This window comes from Tritonibacter mobilis (genome assembly GCF_001681715.1).
Taxonomy (GTDB): domain Bacteria; phylum Pseudomonadota; class Alphaproteobacteria; order Rhodobacterales; family Rhodobacteraceae; genus Epibacterium; species Epibacterium mobile.
In genome coordinates this window covers 17,547-38,421 of record NZ_LNWY01000029.1, presented here as the reverse complement: position 1 = coordinate 38,421, position 20,875 = coordinate 17,547, and the positions used below count along the sequence as shown (strand labels likewise).

21 protein-coding genes are annotated in these 20,875 nt (G+C 55.8%); 5 read left to right on the top strand and 16 right to left on the bottom strand.

Going from position 1 to position 20,875, the window contains the following annotated elements; translation table 11 throughout:
- The first annotated feature begins 15 nt into the window (after window positions 1-15).
- The 4 genes from UB90_RS21110 to UB90_RS21095 are packed head-to-tail and all read left to right on the top strand — an operon-like array spanning window position 16 to window position 3,081.
- Entirely contained in the window at window positions 16-951 is a 936-nt protein-coding gene (locus tag UB90_RS21110; protein ID WP_065325259.1) for an ABC transporter substrate-binding protein, read from the top strand.
- Window positions 948-1,625: a thiaminase II gene (tenA, locus tag UB90_RS21105; protein ID WP_065325258.1), complete on the top strand. Its 678-nt coding sequence runs from the start codon at window positions 948-950 to the stop codon at window positions 1,623-1,625. The genes UB90_RS21110 and tenA overlap by 4 nt, the downstream gene beginning before the upstream one ends.
- Window positions 1,622-2,350, top strand: coding sequence for an ABC transporter ATP-binding protein (locus UB90_RS21100; protein WP_081285636.1), 729 nt, complete (start codon window positions 1,622-1,624; stop codon window positions 2,348-2,350). The genes tenA and UB90_RS21100 overlap by 4 nt, the downstream gene beginning before the upstream one ends.
- Entirely contained in the window at window positions 2,305-3,081 is a 777-nt protein-coding gene (locus UB90_RS21095) for an ABC transporter permease (protein WP_065325257.1), read from the top strand. Before UB90_RS21100 ends, UB90_RS21095 begins: the two co-directional genes overlap by 46 nt.
- 94 nt (window positions 3,082-3,175) lie before the next feature.
- On the opposite strand, the gene UB90_RS21090 is transcribed toward UB90_RS21095, so the two are convergent.
- The 7 genes from UB90_RS21090 to UB90_RS21060 form a co-directional block, all read right to left on the bottom strand.
- Window positions 3,176-4,318, bottom strand: a complete 1,143-nt coding sequence (locus UB90_RS21090) for a M20/M25/M40 family metallo-hydrolase (protein ID WP_065325256.1) — start codon at window positions 4,316-4,318, stop codon at window positions 3,176-3,178.
- 2 nt (window positions 4,319-4,320) lie between these two features.
- Entirely contained in the window at window positions 4,321-5,487 is a 1,167-nt protein-coding gene (locus tag UB90_RS21085; RefSeq protein WP_065325255.1) for a M20 aminoacylase family protein, read from the bottom strand.
- A complete protein-coding gene (locus UB90_RS21080; RefSeq protein ID WP_065325254.1) occupies window positions 5,484-7,169 on the bottom strand; it encodes an ABC transporter ATP-binding protein in 1,686 nt (561 codons plus the stop codon). Before UB90_RS21080 ends, UB90_RS21085 begins: the two co-directional genes overlap by 4 nt.
- A gap of 1 nt (window position 7,170) precedes the next feature.
- Window positions 7,171-8,058: an ABC transporter permease gene (locus tag UB90_RS21075; protein ID WP_009178484.1), complete on the bottom strand. Its 888-nt coding sequence runs from the start codon at window positions 8,056-8,058 to the stop codon at window positions 7,171-7,173.
- 1 nt (window position 8,059) lies between these two features.
- Window positions 8,060-9,001, bottom strand: a complete 942-nt coding sequence (locus UB90_RS21070; RefSeq protein ID WP_065325253.1) for an ABC transporter permease — start codon at window positions 8,999-9,001, stop codon at window positions 8,060-8,062.
- 77 nt (window positions 9,002-9,078) lie between these two features.
- A complete protein-coding gene (locus UB90_RS21065) occupies window positions 9,079-10,683 on the bottom strand; it encodes an ABC transporter substrate-binding protein (RefSeq protein ID WP_065325252.1) in 1,605 nt (534 codons plus the stop codon).
- Between the two features lie 100 nt (window positions 10,684-10,783).
- On the bottom strand, window positions 10,784-12,280 hold the full coding sequence (locus UB90_RS21060; protein WP_065325251.1) for a M81 family metallopeptidase: 1,497 nt from the start codon (window positions 12,278-12,280) through the stop codon (window positions 10,784-10,786).
- Between the two features lie 127 nt (window positions 12,281-12,407).
- On the opposite strand from UB90_RS21060, the gene UB90_RS21055 reads away from it, so the two are divergent.
- Entirely contained in the window at window positions 12,408-13,217 is an 810-nt protein-coding gene (locus UB90_RS21055; protein WP_065325250.1) for an IclR family transcriptional regulator, read from the top strand.
- A 70-nt stretch (window positions 13,218-13,287) separates the two neighbouring features.
- On the opposite strand, the gene UB90_RS21050 is transcribed toward UB90_RS21055, so the two are convergent.
- The 9 genes from UB90_RS21050 to UB90_RS21010 all read right to left on the bottom strand — a co-directional run bounded on the left by UB90_RS21050 (window position 13,288) and on the right by UB90_RS21010 (window position 20,844).
- The gene (locus UB90_RS21050) at window positions 13,288-13,827 is read right to left on the bottom strand and encodes a biotin transporter BioY (RefSeq protein ID WP_065325249.1); all 540 of its coding nucleotides are present in this window, start codon (window positions 13,825-13,827) and stop codon (window positions 13,288-13,290) included.
- A 39-nt stretch (window positions 13,828-13,866) separates the two neighbouring features.
- On the bottom strand, window positions 13,867-14,457 hold the full coding sequence (locus UB90_RS21045; RefSeq protein ID WP_065325248.1) for an energy-coupling factor transporter transmembrane component T family protein: 591 nt from the start codon (window positions 14,455-14,457) through the stop codon (window positions 13,867-13,869).
- Complete coding sequence (locus tag UB90_RS21040) at window positions 14,450-15,130, bottom strand: energy-coupling factor ABC transporter ATP-binding protein (protein ID WP_065325247.1); 681 nt, start codon at window positions 15,128-15,130, stop codon at window positions 14,450-14,452. Before UB90_RS21040 ends, UB90_RS21045 begins: the two co-directional genes overlap by 8 nt.
- A 113-nt stretch (window positions 15,131-15,243) precedes the next feature.
- Window positions 15,244-16,335: a molybdenum ABC transporter ATP-binding protein gene (modC, locus tag UB90_RS21035; protein ID WP_065325246.1), complete on the bottom strand. Its 1,092-nt coding sequence runs from the start codon at window positions 16,333-16,335 to the stop codon at window positions 15,244-15,246.
- Window positions 16,332-17,024 carry a molybdate ABC transporter permease subunit gene (modB, locus tag UB90_RS21030; RefSeq protein WP_065325274.1) on the bottom strand — a complete coding sequence of 231 codons (693 nt, stop codon included), beginning with the start codon at window positions 17,022-17,024 and terminating at the stop codon, window positions 16,332-16,334. The genes modC and modB overlap by 4 nt, the downstream gene beginning before the upstream one ends.
- Window positions 17,025-17,035: 11 nt before the next feature.
- Window positions 17,036-17,812 (bottom strand): molybdate ABC transporter substrate-binding protein, encoded by a 777-nt coding sequence (gene modA / locus UB90_RS21025; RefSeq protein ID WP_065325245.1) that lies wholly within the window; start codon window positions 17,810-17,812, stop codon window positions 17,036-17,038.
- Between the two features lie 199 nt (window positions 17,813-18,011).
- Window positions 18,012-18,872 carry an ABC transporter permease gene (locus UB90_RS21020; RefSeq protein ID WP_065325244.1) on the bottom strand — a complete coding sequence of 287 codons (861 nt, stop codon included), beginning with the start codon at window positions 18,870-18,872 and terminating at the stop codon, window positions 18,012-18,014.
- Entirely contained in the window at window positions 18,869-19,735 is an 867-nt protein-coding gene (locus tag UB90_RS21015; protein ID WP_005605865.1) for an ABC transporter permease, read from the bottom strand. The genes UB90_RS21020 and UB90_RS21015 overlap by 4 nt, the downstream gene beginning before the upstream one ends.
- The gene (locus UB90_RS21010) at window positions 19,732-20,844 is read right to left on the bottom strand and encodes an ABC transporter ATP-binding protein (RefSeq protein ID WP_065325243.1); all 1,113 of its coding nucleotides are present in this window, start codon (window positions 20,842-20,844) and stop codon (window positions 19,732-19,734) included. Before UB90_RS21010 ends, UB90_RS21015 begins: the two co-directional genes overlap by 4 nt.
- Between the last annotated feature and the right edge of the window lie 31 nt (window positions 20,845-20,875).

Sequence of the window (20,875 nt, the reverse complement as noted above, 5' to 3'; positions counted from 1 at the left end):
CGAAAGAAACGCACTATGAAATATATCATCGCCGCATTGGCCATTGTGGCTGCAACCCCGGCCATGGCGCAGGACAAAATGACCCTGCTCTTGGACTGGTTCGTCAACCCCGACCACGGTCCAATCATTATCGCTGAGGAGAACGGCTACTTCGCGGATGAAGGCCTTGAGGTAGAGGTCGTCGCACCTGCTGATCCTTCGGCCCCTCCACGATTGGTCGCTGCAGGTCAGGCGGATCTGGCAGTGTCTTACCAGCCGCAACTGCATTTGCAGATCCATGAGGGCTTGCCACTGAAACGCGTGGGCACGTTGGTCGCAACCCCGCTGAACTGCCTTCTGGTATTAAAGGATGGCCCCATTCAGGAGCTATCTGACCTCAAAGGCAAAAAAATCGGCTTTTCAGTTGCCGGAGTCGAAGAGGCCGTTTTGCAGACCATGCTGGGCGAACACGGCGTGACTCCGAACGATATTGAGATGATCAATGTGAACTTCTCACTATCGCCATCTCTTATGTCCGGACAAGTCGATGCGGTCATCGGTGCGTTTCGGAACTTTGAACTGAACCAGATGGAAATCGAGGGCGTTGAGGGCCGTTGTTTCTATGTCGAAGAAGAAGGCGTGCCGTCTTATGACGAACTGATTTATGTCGCCAATCCCGACCGTATGGATGCCGACAAGATCGCACGTTTCCTCGCAGCGACGGAAAAAGCGACCCAGTATATCGTCAATAATCCTGAGAAAAGCTGGGAGATCTTCGCGGCTACCTCCACTGAGCTTCAAGATGAGCTGAATGCCCGAGCTTGGGTCGATACGCTGCCACGTTTCGCGTTGCGTCCGGCAGGATTTGACGCGGGGCGTTATGCACGGTTTGAGGCCTTTCTCAAAGACAGCGGCATGATCGACAGTCTAAACCCTGTTGAGGCGATTGCAATCGACGTGACAGCACAATGAGCACCTCATATGGCGCAGCTTTTGCACTGATGCGCGAAAGTGCTTCGCAAGCGTGGCGCGCCTATACTCGCCACGCTTTTGTAGAAGGTCTCAAAGATGGCTCTCTCTCGAGAGAAGCGTTTTTGCATTACTTACGGCAGGATTACGTCTTTCTGATCCACTTCTCCCGCGCGTGGGCGCTCGCCGTGGTCAAGTCCGAAACCCACGGTGAAATGCGCGCCGCAGTGGCCACTGTGAACGCTTTGGTGGCAGAAGAGATGCAGCTTCACATCGGCATTTGTGAGGCTGCTGGCATATCGCAGGAAGACCTGTTTGCGACGACTGAGCGGGCGGAAAATCTGGCCTATACACGCTTTGTGCTTGAGGCGGGCTATAGTGGTGATCTTTTGGATCTGCTCGCAGCACTTGCGCCCTGTGTAATGGGATATGGCGAAATTGGACAAAGACTGGCGTCTGAGGCAAGTTCGCAGACCTATGCAGACTGGATCGGCACCTACGCGGGGGATGATTACCAGGAAGCCTGTAAAGCCGTGGGTATACTGCTGGACAATGCGTTGGAGCGCCGTTTGGGCAAAGACTTCACCACCTCCCCACGCTGGCCGCGACTGTGCAAAACCTTTGAAACCGCGACCGAGCTTGAAGTGGGCTTTTGGCAAATGGGCCTCACTCCGTGAAGCCTGCGCCCGGCATCATGGTGAAGGGATCGGCGTCGCTTGACGGGGCGCCGCTCTTTCGACCGCTATCATTGTCCCTTGAAGCTGGGTGTTGGACTTGCCTGTTGGGCGGGTCAGGTGTTGGAAAGTCAACGATTTTGCGTCTGGTTTCGGGCTTACCCACAGAGGCGGTTTTCGAAGGCGACGTTACCGCCAATGACAATATCGCAGTTGCCCCGCGCGTGGCCTATATGGCCCAAGACGATCTGTTGCTGCCTTGGGCAACGATAGAAGAGAACGTCCAACTGGGCGGACGTCTTCGTGCAGAACCAAGGTGTAAACAGAAATTGCAGGACATTTTGGCGCGCGTTGGCTTGTCCGATCACGCAGGCAAGCGCCCATCAGAACTGTCGGGCGGGCAACGCCAACGTGCCGCATTGGCCCGCACTTTGATGGAAGACAAACCAATCGTTCTGCTGGATGAGCCGTTTTCAGCATTGGATGCCCAAACCCGCGCCTTGATGCAGGATCTGGCTGTCGATGTGTTGCGCGGCAAAACAGTTCTTATCGTGACGCATGACCCAGCTGAGGCTGCCCGTTTGGGGCATGCGATTGTAGTGATGACCCCAGATGCCCTGATTGCATGCCCGACGCCAGAAGCGCAAGTGCCTCGGCCCGTGGATGATTTGGCGACATTGGAATGTCAGGCGGCGTTAATGCGACTTTTGCGGGGGCAGGCCGCGTGAAGTATTTTCCGGTCCTCGCGGCAACCCTATTTGCGTTGCTCCTATGGCAGGCAGTGGTCAGCCTGACGGGGTTACCCAAGTTCATTTTACCCGGTCCAATCATCGTAGCTGAGGCTTGGTTGGACAATGTCGCGATCATTGCAGAGCATACATTGGTCACAGCCTCAGAAGTTTTGATCGGGCTTTTGATCGGGGTAATTCTGGGTGTGATTACCGCAGTTCAATTGGCTACGTCTCGCATCGCCCGTGTATTGGTTCAGCCAATCTTAGTGTTCACGCAAGCACTGCCAGTTTTCGCCCTCGCACCGATCCTGACGCTTTGGTTCGGCTTCGGGCTTTGGTCCAAGATTGCTATGGCTGTTTTGATTATCTACTTTCCAGTGACGGCATCGTTTTTTGACGGATTGATGAGAACGCCCCAAGGCTATCTGGATTTGGCACGGACCATGCAGGCAAGCCCGTCGCGCATATTGTGGCACATCCGTATCCCAGCTGCATTGCCATCACTGGCGTCAGGCATTCGCCTTGCTGCCGTTTATGCTCCGATTGGAGCAGTTATTGGGGAATGGGTCGGCGCATCCCGCGGTCTGGGCTATTTGATGTTGCTGGCCAATGGCCGTGCGAAAACCGACTTAATGTTTGCCGCGATGCTGACGCTGGGCGTATTTTCAGTCCTGTTGCATCTGGGAGTTAGAAGGCTCACTCGGGATCTGGGACGGCACGGTGTCTAGTTGATGCCCTCGTGCGCAGTGTTAACATAACTACCATTATGGGGTACTTGTGACTGTTGCGGTGCAACGCACCGCAACAGTCATATCTCACGGCTCACAAACCCAAGCGACAGTAAAGACCTGCAGCCAGACGTGCCCGTTCAACAAGGCTGTCTATCTCAATGTGTTCCTGCAAGGTATGTAGGCCCTTCCCCCTGACCCCAATAGAATCGAGCGTAGGCAGCCCCATAAAGCCAGTAAAGTTCCCATCAGATCCTCCACCTGCAGATCCTGCTGGAAGGTCAAATCCGATTTCGCCAGCGATTTCGCGCGCGACGCTAAGCATTGCCATAGTGCCCGGTTGGTCCGGTTCCCACACGGGCCGTGTCACACCACGGCGGACCTCCATGACCACATCGCCCTCTGTCGTATTCAGCGCCATCATTTTCGCGATGCCTTCATCAAGGAGTTCCTGCGTTTTGGCCATCGTAAGCACTTCGGCGTCGCAGACTGACGAGACGCAGTTCACCCATTGGCCTGCGTTGAACACACCGACCGAGTAGGTACAGTCAGCACTGGTCATCGCCTCGATGCGTGTAACATTGCGCGCCATCTCTGCTATGGCAGAGCGTCCCTCCGACAGTGCCCAACCTGCATGACTGGGACGGCCACGGGTCTGGAGATTGAACCGTGCGATTGCGTAGCGGCCGATGACAGCGCCCCCATCAGGACGTGCGGGTTCAGGCACAAGAATATACTGATGGCGCGCGGCCTCCATTTCAATCAGGCGACGCGCCATAGGCGTTCCGATCTCCTCATCCGGAGTGAACAAGAACGTCACCGGTAGCGGTGTCTCGACATCAGCAGCGAGGATCTGGCGCATGGCTTCCAGATAGACGTAGTTGCCACCTTTCATGTCCATGATACCGGGACCGTAGCAGAGATTGCCTTCACGCTTAAACGGCAGGGACGCAAGCGTGCCTACTGGATGCACCGTATCAAGGTGTCCCAGAACGAGGATCCCGCCTTCACCAGCACGCGGATGCGGCATGGTGGCTCGAACGCTATCCCCCAGCCCCATACGCCCGGGGATACGTTCAACACGCGCGCCGAGCGCCGCAAGGTCATGCTGTGCGACGTCCATCATTCGATTAACGGCACTTGCGTCAAAAGTTGGGCTCTCGGTCTCAACCCAAAGCCGCAGCCCCTCGAGCATTTCATTCGCATCAAATGGCAGTGCGATTGGAGTATTCGTCATGCTCAGTTCCTTTTCAGCCGCGTCTCGATTATGCGCGCATAGACAGACGCACCCACCGGCAGGATCGCATCATCCAACACAAATCCAGGGTTATGCAGCGGCACAGTGCCTGCGTGACCGACACGACAATAGGCACCGGGCACGACCTGTAGCATGTCGGCGAAATCCTCGGACCCGGTCGCCTGTTCTTCGGTGATCACCGCCATGTCAGCGCCCACCACATCGGCGGCAGCTTCAATGTAAGCCTGCGACAGTTCGGGATCATTCTGCAGCACGTCAAAGACGTTACGCAGGTCCAGCTCGATCTTGACACCATAAGCTGCAGCCATGCCTTCGCATAGCTCGCGGATACGTGCTTCGGCCATTTTAATCACATCGGAATGGAAATAGCGGATGGTTCCCGCCACACTCGCGCTGTCTGGAACCACGTTGTAAGCGGAACCGGAGTTGAACTTGGTCACTGACAGAACAAGTGGTTTTGTCGGTGGTGTATTGCGGCTGACCACGCTTTGAAGTTGCTGAACCAATGCGGTGCCAATCACAATCGGATCTTTGGATTGATGGGGCATGGCGGCGTGACTGCCTGTCCCGGTGATCTTGATGTCAAAGAAGCTAGCCCCCGCCATTGCCGGTCCGGGCGTGATCTCTACCCGACCCGGCTGACCATTGGGGCTATTGTGCATGCCATAGATCTCATCGACGGGAAACCGCTCGAACAATCCCTCTTCAATCATACGGCGCGCACCACCAAGACCCTCTTCGGCGGGCTGAAAGATCAAAACTGCGGTGCCGTCAAAATCGCGGGTCGCTGCCAGATAACGTGCCGCGCCGAGCAACATCGTGGTGTGACCATCATGCCCACACGCATGCATTTTACCGGGGTTGGTCGAGGCATAATCTACGCCCGAGGCTTCCAAGATGGGCAGTGCATCCATATCGGCACGCAGTCCAATACGACGGTTGCCCCCCCCCTGCCCTCGGATCACCGCGACAACGCCGGTGCCGCCGAGACCCTCGTGCACCTCGTCAACACCATAGGCCCGCAGCTGCTCAGCGACGATACCAGCGGTGCGGGTTTCCTCAAACCCCAGCTCGGGATGAGCGTGAAGGTCCTGGCGGATTGCGGTCAGGTCAGACGCGAAGGCGTCGATCTTGGGAAGTACGCTCATGCGTGATCTCCTGTCTGATGGGCTGCCCCTTCCAGGGCGCGAAAGTTTGCGAAATCCCAGTTGCGACCGGGAGCGGCCTCAATCAGGCTTTGCGTGTATTCATGGGCAGGATTGGCGAGTACCGCCGCCGCTGGCCCTTGCTCCACAACATGGCCGCGCTGCATGACGATCACGTCGTCGCAGATCTGGGCAGCCACGCGCAAATCATGTGTAATGAACAACATCCCGATGCCAAAGCGAGCCTGAACGTCGTCCAATAATTCGAGCACCTGCGCCTGTACGCTGACATCGAGTGCCGAGACAGCCTCGTCCGCAACAAGCAAATTTGGACGCATCGCCACTGCACGGGCGATAGCAATGCGTTGCCGTTGGCCGCCCGAAAATTGATGTGGATACCGATCTAGCGCGTTCCGTGGCAAATCCACGAGTTCCATCAGATCCCGTGCATGCGCCATCGCTTCGTCCTTTGATGTGCCGAAGTTGATTGGCCCTTCACAGAGCGAACGTGCCACAGTCCAGCGCGGGTTGAGAGAGCGATACGGATCCTGAAACACGATCTGAAAATGCTTGCGATGCGGTTGCAACTGACGTCGGCTGAGATCAGCGACCTCAGTATTTGCAACACGGACGGAGCCATCGGTCGGGTCGATCAGACGCATGATACAGCGTGCCACCGTGGACTTGCCCGACCCGCTTTCGCCCACGATTCCAAGGGTCTGCCCCGGTGCAATTGCAAAGTTTACGTTCTGCGCAGCTTGAACCTCATCCCGTTTGCGCAAGAACCCACCGCCACCATAGGTCTTTTTCAGATCACTGACGGTCAAAACCGGCGCTTCACTGACGGGAGGCCGCGCTGGACGGGGGGCAAGATTGGGCACCGCCCGCAGCAGTTTGCGGGTGTAGTCTTCTTGCGGTGCGGTCAGCAATTGCCGGATGGGTGCGCGCTCCACGATCTGGCCTTTTTGCATGACGCAAACCGTGTCGGCGATCTCGGCAACCACTCCCATGTCATGCGTAATGAACAGCACCGCAGTCCCGTGCCGTTCCTGCATTTCTGCGATTAGCTTCAGGATTTGCTGCTGCGTCGTCACATCCAGCGCTGTTGTCGGCTCGTCCGCGATCAGAAGGTCTGGATCAAGAACAAGCGCCATTGCGATCATGATCCGCTGCCGCTGCCCACCCGAAAGCTGATGTGGAAAGGCCGAATAGATCCGGTTTACGTCTGGCAGGTGGACTTGCTCCATGATGTCGAGCGTCCGCGCCTTGGCCTCCGCTCCAGAGAGATCGGTGTGCATGTTCAGCACTTCTTCGATCTGCTCGCCCACGCGCAAAACCGGATTGAGCGCAGTCATAGGTTCCTGAAAGATCATCGCCACGCGTTTTGCGCGTAAATCACGCATCTGGGAGGCACTCGCGGCAGTGATCTCCACTTCCTTCAGGTCAATGCGCCCGCCGGTGATTTCCAGCGCGTTTTTGGGCAGCAATCCCATTGTTGCAAGCGATGTTACCGACTTACCAGAGCCGCTTTCCCCCACCAGACAGAGGGTTTCGCCTGCGCGAATGTCTATGTCGACGCCGCGCAGAACGGGCTCGGCACGCAGGTTTGCCCCGAGGCTTACAGTAAGGTTGCGGATGGTGAGCACCTGCTCCGCGTTTGTGAAGTCCTTTGATTTGAACTGCATCTTATGCCTCCCGCTTTTTCAGACGTGGATCGAGAAGATCGCGAGCGGTATCGCCCAAAAGGTTGATCGACAGGATACAGAGCGACAACATCACTCCGGGCCAAAAGATCAGTCCCGGTTTGATCTGAAAGAACGTCCGCCCCTCGGCCATGATGTTGCCCCAGGTCGGGATTTCAGTGGAAACGCCAGCGCCCAGAAAGCTGAGGATAGCCTCGATCAAAATGGCAGAGGCACAGATATAGGTGCCCTGTACAATGAGCGGTGCCAGCGTATTTGGCATCAGGTGCTGGATCAGAATTTTCGGCATTGACGATCCTAGCGCGATGGCCGCCTCAACATAGGGTTCCTCTCGCGCGCTCAGCACCACCGAGCGAACCAGTCGCACCACACGAGGCACTTCGGGAATAGTGATTGCGAGGATCACGGAATGCAGGCTTGGCCCATTCAACGCAACCAGCGCAATAGCCAGCAGGATTGCGGGGATTGCCATCAGGCTGTCCATGATGCGCATGATAATGCTGTCGGCGGTTCGGAAAAACCCAGCCACCAGACCAATCGCCAGTCCGATCGTCACGCTGACGATTGCTGCGCCGATCCCGATCAAGAGCGACACACGCCCGCCGGTCATCACTCGACTGAAGATATCGCGACCATATTGGTCGGTCCCCAGAATATGGGTGTCCGAAGGTGGTTTGAGGCGCGCCAGCGCATCCATCGACAGCGGATCATAAGGCACATAGAGCGGTGCCAGCAGTGCTGCCAGCACAATGATCACTAACATAAGTGCCGCGAAGATCGGACCGATCCCGATGCGGGCACCGGCAGGCAGCGACAAAAGGCGGATCAGCGGTTGGAAGGCACTCTGACTGGAAGAAGAATGATCGGTCATGTCAGTAACGGATCCTCGGGTCAAAAATAGAGTAAGATATATCCACCAAGAGGTTCACCAGTACGTAGATACCTGCTGTCAGCAGGATCATCGCCTGAATAACCGGATAATCTCGGGCAAGGATCGCATCCACAGTCAGTCGGCCGATGCCGGGAATATTGAATACGCTCTCCGTCACAACCACGCCGGAAATCAGCAGGGCAAATCCAGTGCCGATGATGGTCAGGATCGGCACGGCCGCGTTGCGCAACGCATGGCGAAACAGAACCGTGTTTTCACGCACACCCTTGGCGCGGGCGGTGCGGATATAATCCTCCCCCAACACCTCAAGCATCGATGCGCGGGTCATGCGTGCAATCAAGGCGACATAGATCGTAGCCAATGTGAGCGAAGGCAAGATCGCCCGAATGAAGAAGTTCCCGATCCCATCCGATGGCGCGGCGTATCCCTGCACAGGCACCCAGCGGAGTTCAATTGCAAAGATCTGGATGAGCACATACCCGATGACAAACACGGGCACGGAAAATCCCAGAACAGAGAACGACATCACGGCAAAATCTATCCATGTGCGGTGACGCCATGCAGCGATGACCCCCATGGGCACAGCCAACAACACGGAAATGATGATCGTCATCACTGCAATATTGATGGTGGGGCCAAGGCGGCTGGCGATCATGTCAGAGACAGACGTATTGGAAATCAGCGACGTCCCGAGATCCCCCTGTAGCATTTGCCCAGTCCAAGTGAAAAACTGAACATAGAGCGGATCATTGAGACCCAGATTGTCACGAATACGCTCAAGCTGTGCTGGCGTTGCGGCATCCCCCGCAAGGATCGCTGCCGGATCGCCGGGCGTCAGCCGGAGCAACAAGAAGACAAAGACAGCCACAATGATCATGACCGGCACCGTCGCAAGGACGCGCTTCAGGATATAGCTGAGCATGAACAGCTACCTTTTGAACAGAATAGGAAAAGGCGGGGCGCGGGCCTAGGCCACACGCCCCGGAGTGGGGAGAGGTATCAGTCGCCCTTGGTCATATTCCAGAACACCGGCACAGGTGATGGAATGATATTTTGGATCGTGTTCTGTCGCGCCTGCGGCATCGTGTACTCACCAAGATGGATGTAGTTGACGTTGTCCATCACGTGTTCTTGGATTTTCACTGCGATTTCTTTGCGTTCCGCATCAGATGCTGCGGCGACGAAGTCTGAGCGCAGGGCCTCGATTGCGTCATCCGTGGGCCAGCCAAACCATGCGTCATCACCACGGCCATTGACCATCACATTGATCAGCGGGTCCGAAATCTCAGGCACCATCCAGTTGGTGAAGAAGATGTTCCAGCCCCCTTCAGCCGGCGGTGATTGCTGGGCACGGCGGTTGACAACGGTTTGCCAGTCCATTGGCTGCATATCGACGTTAAAGCCCGCCTGACGCAATGCCTGCGCAGCAACCACGGGCTGATTGACCAGTGAGACCACATCGGTCGGTGCCATCAATACGATTGGCGTGCCGTCATACCCTGCCTCCTCAAGCAGAGCCTTGGCTTTGTCGGGATGCGCCCCGGAGGTAATTGGTTCTGAACCGGCTTCATCACCCAACGGAGTGTCACAGCCAAAGATCGCACCGCAAACCTTGTAGTACTCCGGGTCTCCCATCATGGTTGCCAGAACATCTTCTTGGTTCAGAGCTTCGAGCGCGGCCTGACGGACTTTTTTGTTGTCAAATGGAGGGTGCAGGAAATTTGGACGCCCGATCGTCACATAGCCAAGTGGATCTCGGGTCTCGACAGTCACGTCTGGAGCGCTTTGCAAAATCGGCAACAGGTCGACCTGCACTTGCTCCAGATAATCGATTTCACCTGCAGCCAATGCGTTGATAGCGGTCAGAGAGTCCGGCATCGTGGTCCAGACAACCTTGTCAACGTTGACCACTTTGCCGCCGGCCATCCAACTGGCGGACTCATCGCGCGGCACGTAATCGTCGAATTTGGTATAAGTCACGGAGACGCCCGGCTCATAGAGATCCGTCTCGAACACAAAGGGACCAGAGCCGATATACTCGGTGATGGTTTCATCCGCAGAGGTCTCCGCCACCCGCTTTGGCATGATGAAGGGGGGAACCGCAGACTGTTTGGAGATTACATTCATCAGCGGTGGGAACGGTTCAGACAGCGTCCAAACCACGGTTTTGTCATCGGTGGCCTCGAGGTTCGCGGTGACGTCGAATATCATCTGGCCGCCACTGTCGCGTTTACCCCAGCGCGTGAGCGAGGCCACAACATCTGCGCCGGTTACGGGTGCTCCGTCGTGGAATTTTAGCCCATCGCGCAATGTAAAGGTGTAGGTCAGGCCATCATCCGAAACCGCAAATTCTGCCATTTGTGGCTGCGGCTGGAAATTCTCATCTACCGCAGTCAACACGTCATAAACCATGTAGCCATGGTTGCGGGTGATATGGGCGGTGGTTATCACCGGATCGAGCACGCGAAGACCGGAGTGCATCACCGCAGTAATGACCTTTTCTTCCTCTGCCTGCGCCGCTAGGGGCGTGAGCATAGTGGCACCAGCCATAAGCGTTGCCGCGAGGCTGCCACGCAAGGCTGAGAGGGGACGAAGTGTTTTCATCTTTGTATTCCCTGTTGATGTGAAAATGAACGTTTTGTTCTTTTTTGTATTGGGGTCCGGCGGTTGCCGCCGAAACCAGAGCGCAGAACGCTATTGGATGTCAGGCCGCAAAGGCAGGCCCGTTGGGGGACAAGCGAAGGCCCGATCGCAAACGCGTAAACGGAAGATCCGCTGGGCTGAAAGCCATCGGCCCCGGCGCAAGACAAATAAGAGTCGCCCCTGCAATCGGGTCGAAATCTGCCCGAAAGTGTGTCGAACTTTTCACGACAAGGATCGCTTGTTTCTCGGGTTCAATTCCAACGAAGCGGAACATCTCCCGATCTGCAAGTTGTGCGATCTTGCTGGTCACAACCACACGCACACCGCCGATGCGCAGGCAGGCTGCGGGGCTGAGATCGAGCCAGCTGCCACCATAGTAAGGACCGGTAGCATGTAGTTTTTCAGTGACGAGTCGTTCCACTATCACGTCAGTTTCAAACGGCTGATCGTCGGGAAAGTCGGGATGTCCGCCCAGCGACATATGCACACGCGCGCCCTCGCCCGCATTAAATGCGAGTTGCACGGATGTAGGATCGACCAAGAGGCCCAATGCCGCATTTTGCGCGTCAGCATCTACCAATGCGCGCAACATGCCTGTTGTCGTGGCCGCCCCTCCTGCCCCCGGATTATCCTGGGTATCGGCCAGCACAATGGGTGCGGTGGACCCGGACCTCAGCAATTGCATAGCTTTGGCGACCCCATCAGCTGCCGAATAGATCGGCCCGTCAAAAGCATCCTCGGCATCCTCATAGGCGTTGGCGATGGCTGTTACGGCCTGATCCGCCTCGATCTGACTGGGGGCATAGGCAATCGCAACCGGACCACAATCCGGAATATCCGCTGCCGGGAAACCCATGAACAATGAGGCGCAAACGCCTTGCGCATCTTGCCTTGCAATACCAGCGTAAAGGCTGGCAGCAGGTTCCATTGTGGTGCTCTGCAGAGAAATCGGAACCATGAACGGCAATTGCCTGTAGGCACGTGCATATCTTTTGCCGCTGCGCATGATCTCATCCAAAAGTCGCGCCGCACGCGCGCCAGTCTCCGCCATATCGACATGGGGATAGGTGCGAAATCCAGTCAGTACGTCGACGGTGTCGACCAGACGCCGGGATATATTTCCATGTAGATCCAGCGCCGCTGCAATCGGAACATCAGGGCCAATCGCCTCTCGTACGCGGGCTGCAAGCTCACCTTCGCCATCGTCCAGATGGCTTGTCACCATCGCGCCATGCAAATCCAAGAACACACCATCCAAAGGACCTGCATCGCGCAAGCCACTGATGATACGGGCAGTGATCGTTTCAAACGCATCCTCGGTGACATGGGCCGAGGGGATCGCACCTGCCCACAAGATCGGGACCATCTCCCAAGAACATTCAGCGCCCACGCGGAGCGCCCCACTAATCCCAAGGTTTACGTCCGCACCAGCATCGATCAGTGCGGGTCCCTCTGTCAGCGGAATGTATCCTCCGCCCTGATGGAAAGCGCACAAATCTGCCGGATTTCGCGCAAAGGTATTTGTTTCGTGCAGAAACCCGGCCAACGCAACGCGCATGTCATCCTCCGAATGGAACGAGGTGCCGTTGGGGCACCCTTGTCAAAAGTATCACATAGTAATACAGTCGTATTGATAATTAATCGTACGCATCCAGTTTTGGATTCGTCAACACTTAGGCGGTCAGATGAAATCCATTGTCAGGGCGACACCAGGCAAAGAGCTGAAATTTGAAGCAGACGAAGGAGACGCGCTGTTTGTCAGGTCAGCTGCACGCTCGATGCAGGTGTTGGCGGCATTTCATGGTGTTAGTCAGCCGTTAAGCCTTGGTGATATCGCAAGGCTCTCAGGTCTGGATCGTTCCGCGGCGCAACGGATTGTTCATACCCTCTCAAAACTCGACTACCTGCGTCGCAGCTCCGATGATCGCGGCTATTTGCCAGGCATACGACTGTTGGATCACACACTTGACGTGTTGCGCCTGGATCCGTTGGTGCAGAAAGCAACGCCGGTTTTGCTAGAGTTGCGCCGCACTCTGCGCGAACGGATCGACCTGAGTTTGTTCGACGACACACGTCTCATTTATGCATTTCGCATTCAGAGCAAGCGGGAGACTTTCTACGCCACATTGGTGGGACATAGCGTGCCAGCCTACGCCACTGCTGGTGGGCGCGCCGCGCTTTCGTTGCTGAGTGATGGTGCGGTGCGTGAAGTATTAGAGCGATCTGAGCTGCTCCAATATACCTCTGACACGCGAACGGATGTCGATGATATTCTCGTGCAGGTGCAACGCGCACGCAGTAAGGGCTATGCGCTCATCGTTGACGAATTTTTGCGAGGCGAGGTTGCAATCGGCACAGCAATTGCACGCGACGGCGTGCCGATCGGTGCGATTCACGTCGCGGGATCTTTGTCGGAATGGTCGCCAGACGAGTTCGAGCAGCAGGTCGCCCCTCTCGCGATGGAAGCAGCCCGCGCGATCATGGCCAGCCTATAGACATCGCGCTCAGGGCAAGTTCGGGTAAACAAACGCCTGCCGAAAACTTCCGGCAGGCGTTTGTTTCTTCTTAAAGGTTCGGCATTGCCTTGCGGACTTCACGTGCGATCAAGATGGTCAAAACAGCCTTGATCAAATCGCCGGGCAAGAAAGCGACGGACCCAACGAGGGCTTGCCACAGGGTGATCTCTGCAACGGTTGCAAGCCACGGCACACCGAAGACATAGACAACCCCGATCCCGCCAATCAACACGTAGATCAAGCCTTGTAGAAAAGAGGGCTGCCCAATGTGACGATCGAACAGATAGCCGATGACAAATGCGCCAACAGGGAAGCCGAACAGAAAGCCACCGGATGCGCCAAAGAACACCCCTGCGCCACCGCGCCCACCGGAGAGTAGCGGCAACCCGACCGCGACCAAGACGAGGAATAGCACTATTGCTAGGCCGCCGCGCTTCGCTCCGAGCAAGGCACCAGCCAGCATAACGCCCATAGATTGTGCGGTGATCGGAACTCCGCCCGCCATTGGCAAGGTGATGTTAGGCACAACCCCAAGTGCTGCAACAAGTGCTGCAAACAATGCGATAAGTACGATGTCCTTCGTGGCCATGGATGGCTCCTTTATGTCCGCATGACAGTATTCAGATGTTCAGAATCCACGCGCATCTATGGCGTCAGAGATTTCTTCTGACATCCTGAGCGTTCGGATGATTGATGGGATCGCAATTGCAAAGACGCTGCGTTCAAGACCCCGAGCGCTCTGCGCCTCGCGAACCTCGTGAACGACAGATGTCAGAACCGGAATGAACCTAAAAGTTAGTGAAATCGCCAAGCTGATGCTCTCAGTACGCACCCCCAAACGGTGCAACGGGCGCATTCCTGCTTCTAATCCGTCGATCATATCGCTGGACCGGGTGGTCAATGTCAGCAGTCCGGCCAAGAGTAGCAACACAGCAAATCGAATGATCACTAAGAGACCCAGCTGCCAGCTGTGTAACAGGACTTGCACCACAAAAATCAGCGCGAAGAGCCATAGAGCTGGGCGGATTTGTCGCCAAGCCCGCCAAAGTGGCAGCCCCGCGACAGCGTAGAGAGTGAGCGATATAGCGAGCCACAGGATCGACAGCCAGACATGGTCAACCGCGAAGAGAACAGTACCAGAAAACGCCAGCCCGAGAATTTTCCACCCCGGCCCCAGACGGTGCAGGGCCGAACGCCCTTCGACATAGAGATCAAGCATCCAGCATCGCCTCCACGTAGCGCCGCAGCGCTTTGTTTGGCACGTCATCCGCGATGATCCGCCCTTGGTCAAACACGATCACACGATCAAAATTTTCCACGAGATCAAGATCATGAGTGACCATGATGGCAGTCTGATCCAACCCATCAATCGCCTGACTGACCCGCAGCTTATTACGTAAATCAAGCAGGGTGGTCGGTTCATCCAGCACGACATACGCTGGTTTCATCACAAGCACACCAGCAATTGCGAGCAGCTGCTTTTGCCCACCGCTCAGCGTATGAGACGGTTGCTTGCGCTTAGACAGCAGACCGTAGCGATTGAGCACCTCGTCAACCATCTGCTCGCGTTCTGCGACGGGAACCCCTAGGTTTTTCAGCCCAAAAGCAACGTCTTCTTCGACAATAGGAAAGACGATCTGGTTGTCTGGGTTTTGAAATACAAACCCGACACGTCGACGTACCTTGCGCCCCTCGGTTTGCGTATCATAGCCATCGACGAGCACCCTGCCCTCGCTCGGCGTGCGCAACCCGTTCAGCAATCTTACAAAGCTGCTTTTACCGCTGCCATTGCTACCAACGATCGCGATCCGCTTTTCTGTTAACGTGAGCGTCACCTCGTGCAGGATCGGGTTATCATCCAAAGTCAGGCTGACATTTTGAATTTCGATCATACGTCTTGATCCCGGTTTCCTAGCGGCACGCCGAACAGGTGGTTCGTCAAGCGCTATACGGGAAACAGCTCAATATGAAAAGAATATATTATCTATAATATTTCCGCGCAGTGCTAGGCATGGTCTCTTCCGATGTCCTGCGGCGCAATCGCCACGGACTTCATCACCGCAAATACGGGCTTTCCGACTTCCAGCTCTAACGTCGCAACTGATCTCTGCGTCACCCGGGCGAGCAATGCGCCTGCCGCAGTCTCAAGCGTTACCAGCGCGCCCGGTCCGCCCCCCGAATGAATGGCGGCGATGGTTCCGGGCAAGATATTCAGGGCTGAAAGGCCCTCCGGTTTTTTGAGGGACAGGATGATTTCATGTGCCGCAACCCGCAGACGCATGACGGTGCCAATTGGGCGGTCGATGCGTGGAACGAAAAGCGGAATACCCTTACAGCTCAATTCGCTCAGCCCATCTACGTGATGCTGAAGAAGCTGCGCCGTGATGACCGAGCCCACATTTCGCACACCTGTGGGAACGATTTGCGGATCGGATAATACCTCACTGGCGGAACCAACCTGCGTGACACGGCCCTGATCCAGTACAACAACGGTGCTCGCCAATCTCGCCACTTCCGTGACAGCATGGCTCACATAGAGCACTGGCAACTTTAATTCATCTCTGATGCGCTCAAAATAAGGTAGGATCTCAAGCTTTCGTGCTTCATCCAGTGCTGTCAAAGGTTCATCCGCCAACAGCAGTTCCGGTGCCGCAAGCAATGCGCGCCCAATCGCAACCCGTTGCTTTTCTCCACCAGAAAGCTGCTCAGGGCGGCGTTGCAATAGCGCCTCTAACCCCAAGAGAGATATGATCTGCTCTGGATCGGTCTTGCCGAGGGATCTGGGCAAAAACCGTTGGCCATAGAGCAAGTTCTTCTGAACGCTGAGGTGGGGGAACAGTCGGGCATCCTGAAAGATGTAACCCAACCGTCTTTTGTGAGCAGGAAGTGCAATCTTTTGCTCTGAGTCGAACAAGACACGTTGGCCAACGCGCACCCGGCCACGATCTGGCATCAGCAATCCAGCAACCGCGTTGATCAACGTGGTTTTGCCCGAGCCAGATTTCCCAAACAGCACCGTAAGACCGCTTGGTACGGAGAACTTTGCATCGAGCTGAAAACGACCCTGCGCCAGCGCAATATCGACGTCAAAACTCATGCGGCCGCCAGTCGCTTGATCAGGCGACGATTTAGCGCCTCAGACACTAGCAACGCTGCAAAGGAGATCAAAACTGAGATGACGACCAGCCTGAGCGCGGACGTCTCTCCACCGGGCACCTGAAGAAATGCGTAGATCGCGGATGGTAAGGTTTGCGTCTCTCCCGGAATATTGGCGACGAATGTGATCGTGGCCCCGAACTCCCCCATCGCCTTTGCAAAAGCCAAAACGCTTCCCGCCACAACACCCGGCAGCGCGAGAGGCAAAGTCACACTCCAGAACACCCAAAGCGGCGAGGCCCCAAGGGTAGACGCTGCGCGCTCCAACTTTGGGTCGATCAGCTCAAACGAAAGCCGCAACGCGCGGACCATGAGTGGAAACCCCATGATCGCAGCCGTCAGTGCGGCCCCTGTCCACCTGAACGCAACCGAGATATTCAACGCTGCGAGCAACTGACCCATGGGCCCCATTGGCCCAAACAACAGCAAGAGCAAATAACCGGTTACAACCGGAGGCAGGATCAGGGGCAAGTGAACGAGACCATTCAACAGCTGCTTACCGGGAAAACTCCACCTCGCGAGTGCATAGGCCGTTAGAATTCCAATCGGCAAACTTGCGACCATTGCCCAAGATGCCACTTTTATCGAGAGGCGTACGGCCTGTAATTCCTCAGGTCCAAACCACGTCATCATGGTTGCGATCACGGCGCACCGATGGGGGTAAAGCCCTGAGACAGGAACACTTGTCGCGCGACGTTGGACTGAAGGTGTTGCAGAAACGCGCGGCTGGTCTCTGTGTCGCGCACGGCGGTCGCTGGATAGATAATCGGGGGGTGGGCCGTTTCGGGGATATTGAACGCAACAGACACGCGTGTTTCGGCATTCGCGTCGGTTTGATACACAATGCCAAAGGGCGCCGCCCCAGTTGCAACCAGTGCCAAAGCCGCGCGGACATTGTCGGTCTGCGCAACGCGTTCTGAGATGTCGTCCCAAACACCTGCATGCTGCAGCGCAGCTTTGCCATATATTCCCGCTGGCACGGCATTGGTTTGTGCCATCGCGAGCCGTCCGTCGCCCAACGCATGTGACAATTCCCCGAGATTGCCAAGGGGCACAGATTGTGATGCTGCGATCACAACCAACCGATTGCGCAATAGATCAATCCGGGTGCCTTTAACGACGCGTTCCTGCTGTTCCAGCTCATCCATCCAACCCACATTTGCAGAGATAAACACATCCGCAGGTGCACCCAACCCAATCTGACGCGCGAGTGCAGAAGACCCTGCGTAGGAGATCGAAACCGGCGTACCGGTGTCCTTGGAGAACTCAGTCGCGATTTGGTCCAAAGTTGTTTTCAAACTCGCGGCAGCAAACACGCGCAAAGGCTCCGCCGTCACTTTCGCCGGTGACACCACCGACACCAAGCAAGACAACGCGAGCGCAACATAGGTCCAGAGTGGGAGGCGGAGAGATTTCATGCGACATTTCTTAGCATTGTGAGGTGATGACGAACCTAAGTTGTGAACACCCGCCGCGCAATACTCCGAAGTTCAGAGCGTCTGCACCCACAAGAAAGAGGCCAGAGATTGATGTCTCTGACCTCTTCGGTGAACTACTCGGCCACTCACAAGCATGTATGCTCATGCTAGCGTTCGAATTTCCATCTCAGAACTACGCTCAGGCTGCTGACTTTCGCTTCTGAAAGAGCAGCGAAATCAAGCCAAGCACTGCGGAGACGATGATCAGCAGCAACGACACCGCATTCAGAACGGGCGTCGACCCTTGCTTGAGCTTGTCGAACATTGTGATGGTAAGCGGTGAATCCGAGCCGACCAACATCAACGTGGTGTTAAAGTTCTCAAAACTCATCAAGATAGATACCACCGCGGATGCGACAATTGCCGGGAGCAAGAATGGCAGTGTGATTTGCTGGATTGCGCCCCATTTGCTCGCGCCTAGGTTCAGTGCAGCCTCTTCGAGGCTTGGATCAAATTTTTGCAGGCGCGCTGTAATCACCAGTGTGGCGAACGTCGTGATGAACGAAAACTGACCAAGGATCACCAGTGGCAAGCCCGGTCGCAGCCCATCGAACCACATGCCGGTTGCATCCTCTAGTGCATTGGCCGCAGAGCTCGAGAACACCAGAATTGAAATACCAAGGATCACGCCCGGAATGATCAAAGGCATCAACATCAGCATGTAGAGCAGCGCTTTGCCGCGAAATTCATGCCTGACAAACAGGAAGGCGTTGCAAGTGCCCACTGCCACTGCGAGGCCAGACACCCAGAACGCCACAAATGCCGAGGTACCAATGGAGCGCAGGATGGAACGTTCGTTGAACACACCGATGTATGGCGCCTCTGAGCCAAAGAACCATGCGAGCGTAAAGCCTTCCCACGGCAACGAAGGAAACACACTATTGTTGAACGCAAAGACGCAGACAACGGTCAGAGGCAGCGCAAGATAAACAAAAAACACGGTGACATAGGCACGATAGCACCATTTTGCGAAACCGGGTTGGGGAACTGTAGGTATCATGAGCGCCCCATCGTTTGCGAAAGTGTTTGACCGGAGAGTTTCAGGCCGAGGAACACCACCAGAGATGATAGTCCCAGAAGCAAGAACCCAAAGGCAGACCCAAGTTCCCAGTTAAACCGGGTGATGAATTGCGTGTAGATCATGCCTGTGAACCAAAGGCTGTCTTTGCCCCCGAGTAGGATCGGCGTCAGGTAATTTCCTAGCGACAGCATAAAGACCACGATGCAGCCAGACACAATTCCCGGCATCGCATGCGGAATGACGATTTCGCGCATGATGGACGTGCTCGTCCCGCCCAGGTCATAGCCCGCTTCGATCAGGCTGTCGTCGAGGCTGTCGAGTGTAGTGACAAGCGGGACGACCATGAACAGGATCGACGTGTAAACAAGCCCCACCATGATCGCTGCGTCATTATAGAGCATCTCGACGGGACCACTCACAAGGCCGAGCGACTGCAACAGATTTGAAAAAACACCTGTTTCCCGCAGAAGGATCATCCAACCGAATGTGCGGACCAGTTCTGAGACCCAAAACGGGATCATGCACATCAGGAACAAAACCGTCTTGGTGCGCCCTCGCGTGAGTTTTGCGATGTAATAAGCAATCGGAAACCCAAGAACCAAGGTCAGCGCCGTTGCGAGGATCGACATGATCGCAGTCCGCGCAAATGTCCGCCAGTAGAGCGGTTCGCTAAAGAAGGCCGTGTAATTCCCGAAGCCAGTCTCGTATTCGCGCGGGCCGAGTTTCTCACTGATTGAAACGATGAACAGCCCGATATGCGGCAAGATGATCAGCACCACCAGCCACAACAATATCGGTGCGAGCAGGAGATAAAACCCTAAGCGGGAGGCATCGGATCTCATGACCCAGCCTCCGCCGCCGAAAAGCAGCGCGCGTCTTTGGGTTGCCAGCGCGTGAACACCGCATCCCCTTTTTGCAGTGCCGCAAACCCTCCGGTTTGAGGAAGCGCGACTTTTACCAACCCTCCTGCACTGTTCCGCACCGTCACCGAGCTGTTCGCACCATTGAACAACACAGACTCGACCACACCGGGACTGACATTGCAGCCCTCGTCGTTTGTGGTCGCGGTGGCGACCAACTCAATGGCCTCGGGGCGCAAGAAAACCTGCGTGCGCTCGCCCGCGTTAAGGCTGGCCCCAGCAGCATTGATTTTCATCTCGGTTCCGGCGTCTGTCACCAGCGACAGCATCGAGCCATTCGCAGAGGTCACCTTTGCGTCGAATTTATTCGCATCCCCAACAAAGCCGGCGACAAAGGCCGTTGCAGGCTCGTGGTAAACCTCATGCGGTGCGCCGATCTGTTCAAACCGGCCTTTGTTCATGACCGCAATATTATCACTCATTACCAAAGCTTCAGACTGGTCATGTGTGATGTAGACAAAGGTTGTGTTGAATTCGGCCTGCAGCGCTTTGAGTTCAACCTTCATATGTTCGCGCAGTTTCAGATCGAGTGCGCCTAAGGGCTCGTCCAGCAACAACACATCTGGTTCCAGCACCATACAACGGGCAATCGCGACACGTTGCTTTTGCCCACCTGACAATTGATCCACACGACGCGCCGACACACCCGGCAACCCAACCCGCTCCAGAACCTCTTCTACGCGCTTTTTGATTTCGGCTTTACCGACCCCACGCTGCCGCAACCCAAAGCCCACGTTATCCCCGATATTCATTGTCGGGAACAATGCAAGGTGTTGGAACACCATAGAAACAGGCCGTTTGTTCGGTGGCACACCGATCATGGATTTGCCCTTGATCCGCAGATCACCACTGGTGGGCGACTGAAAGCCGGAAATCATCCGCAAAAGGGTTGTTTTGCCGCAACCGGACGGGCCAAGAATGGAAAAAAAGGACCCTTGCGGGACGTCAAAGCTGACACGATCTACAGCTTTGAAATCACTGAAGTCCTTTACCAGATCGCGGCATTCCAAATCGGGGTGAGAGTCAGTCAAATTGTAACCTCATAAGATGAGAAAGGGCACC